At 55.5% G+C, this 2,525-nt stretch carries 2 rRNA genes; both read left to right on the forward strand.

Going from position 1 to position 2,525, the window contains the following annotated elements:
• A 23S ribosomal RNA gene (locus tag LR948_RS18690) occupies window positions 1–2,292 on the forward strand; the annotation flags it as partial.
• Between the two features lie 103 nt (window positions 2,293–2,395).
• Window positions 2,396–2,510: ribosomal RNA gene (rrf, locus tag LR948_RS18695) — 5S ribosomal RNA — on the forward strand.
• Window positions 2,511–2,525 lie beyond the last annotated feature (15 nt).

Below are 2,525 nucleotides of genomic sequence, written 5' to 3' on the forward strand. Positions count from 1 at the left end.
GTGACGGCGTACCTTTTGTATAATGGGTCATCGACTTGGTCTATCTAGCAAGCTTAAGCCGTTAGGTGTAGGCGCAGCGAAAGCGAGTCTTAATAGGGCGTTGAGTTAGATGGATCAGACCCGAAACCGAGTGATCTAGGCATGTCCAGGATGAAGGTTAGGTAACACTAACTGGAGGTCCGAACCCACACCTGTTGAAAAAGGTCGGGATGAGGTGTGCCTAGGGGTGAAAGGCCAATCAAACTCGGAGATAGCTGGTTCTCCGCGAAATCTATTTAGGTAGAGCGTCATCCGAATACCCCGGGGGGTAGAGCACTGGATGGGTAATGGGGCCCCACAGGCTTACTGATCCTAACCAAACTCCGAATACCCGGGAGTACTAGATGGCAGACACACCACGGATGCTAACGTCCGTGGTGGAGAGGGAAACAACCCTGACCTACAGCTAAGGCCCCCAATTCATGGCTAAGTGGGAAAGCAAGTGAGACGGCCAAAACAACCAGGAGGTTGGCTTAGAAGCAGCCATCCTTTAAAGATAGCGTAACAGCTCACTGGTCTAAACAAGCTGTCTTGCGGCGAAGATGTAACGGGGCTCAAGCCATGAGCCGAAGCTTAGGACTGCGTATGCAGTGGTAGCGGAGCGTAGCGTGACATAGAACTCTGTCTCTTCTATCGCGGTGTCGCGAGGAGTGCGGGCAACCGTGCTCACGGGATGCAGCGGTAGCGCAGACACGAGTTCTTTCTGTGAAGCCGGGGCGTAAGCCATCCGGTGGAGAGATCGCTAGCGAGAATGATGACATGAGTAGCGACAAAGAGTGTGAGAGACACTCTCGCCGAAAGTCCAAGGGTTCCTGCTTAAAGCTAATCTGAGCAGGGTAAGCCGGCCCCTAAGGCGAGGCCGAAAGGCGTAGTCGATGGGAACCAGGTTAATATTCCTGGGCCAGGAGATGGTGACGGATTGCAGAGGTTGTCAGCCCTTATCGGATTGGGCTGGCCGCTGAGCAGTCCCTGGAAATAGCCCTCCTTCGGACCGTACCCGAAACCGACACAGGTGGACTGGTAGAGCATACCAAGGCGCTTGAGAGAACGACGTTGAAGGAACTCGGCAAAATACCTCCGTAAGTTCGCGAGAAGGAGGCCCAGTTTCTACGCAAGTATTGGCTGGGGGCACAAACCAGGGGGTGGCGACTGTTTACTAAAAACACAGGGCTCTGCGAAGTCGCAAGACGACGTATAGGGTCTGACGCCTGCCCGGTGCCTGAAGGTTAAAAGGAGGGGTGCAAGCTCCGAATTGAAGCCCAGGTAAACGGCGGCCGTAACTATAACGGTCCTAAGGTAGCGAAATTCCTTGTCGGGTAAGTTCCGACCTGCACGAATGGCGTAACGACTTCCCCGCTGTCTCCAACGTCGACTCAGCGAAATTGAATTGCCTGTCAAGATGCAGGCTTCCCGCGGTTAGACGGAAAGACCCCGTGCACCTTTACTACAGCTTCAGACTGGCACCAGGCCTGCGATGTGCAGGATAGGCGGTAGGCTTTGAAACTCGAACGCCAGTTCGAGTGGAGCCACCCTTGAGATACCGCCCTTCGTTCGCTTGGTGTCTAACCGCGAACCGTCATCCGGTTCCGGGACCCTCTGTGGCGGGTAGTTTGACTGGGGCGGTCGCCTCCTAAATCGTAACGGAGGCGCGCGAAGGTTGGCTCAGAGCGGTCGGAAATCGCTCGTTGAGTGCAATGGCAGAAGCCAGCCTGACTGCGAGACTGACAAGTCGAGCAGAGTCGAAAGACGGCCATAGTGATCCGGTGGTCCCAAGTGGGAGGGCCATCGCTCAACGGATAAAAGGTACGCCGGGGATAACAGGCTGATACTGCCCAAGAGTCCATATCGACGGCAGTGTTTGGCACCTCGATGTCGGCTCATCTCATCCTGGGGCTGGAGCAGGTCCCAAGGGTACGGCTGTTCGCCGTTTAAAGAGGTACGTGAGCTGGGTTTAGAACGTCGTGAGACAGTTCGGTCCCTATCTGCCGTGGGTGTAGGATACTTGAGAGGAGTTGTCCCTAGTACGAGAGGACCGGGATGAACGATCCACTGGTGGACCTGTTATCGTGCCAACGGTAGTGCAGGGTAGCTATGATCGGACAGGATAACCGCTGAAGGCATCTAAGCGGGAAGCCCCCCTCAAAACCAGGTATCCCCGAGGGCCGTGGTAGACCACCACGTCGATAGGCCGGAGGTGTAAGCGTGGCAACACGCTCAGCTGACCGGTACTAATGGCCCGATAGGCTTGATTTGATCCAGTAAAAGGCAGGGTAAACCCCAGCATCTACTGACAAAAGCAACACGACTTGGACAACAATCTCCCCGCTGGATCACACCAGCCCGGAGCTTTCCTCGGTTTGGTGGTCATAGCACGAGCAAAACACCCGGCTCCATTCCGAACCCGGCCGTTAAGTGCCGTCGCGCCAATGGTACTGCGTCTCAAGACGTGGGAGAGTAGGTCGCCGCCAAACCTAGAAAAGCTCCGA

The organism is Roseivivax sp. GX 12232, assembly GCF_021272185.1.
GTDB lineage: Bacteria > Pseudomonadota > Alphaproteobacteria > Rhodobacterales > Rhodobacteraceae > Roseivivax.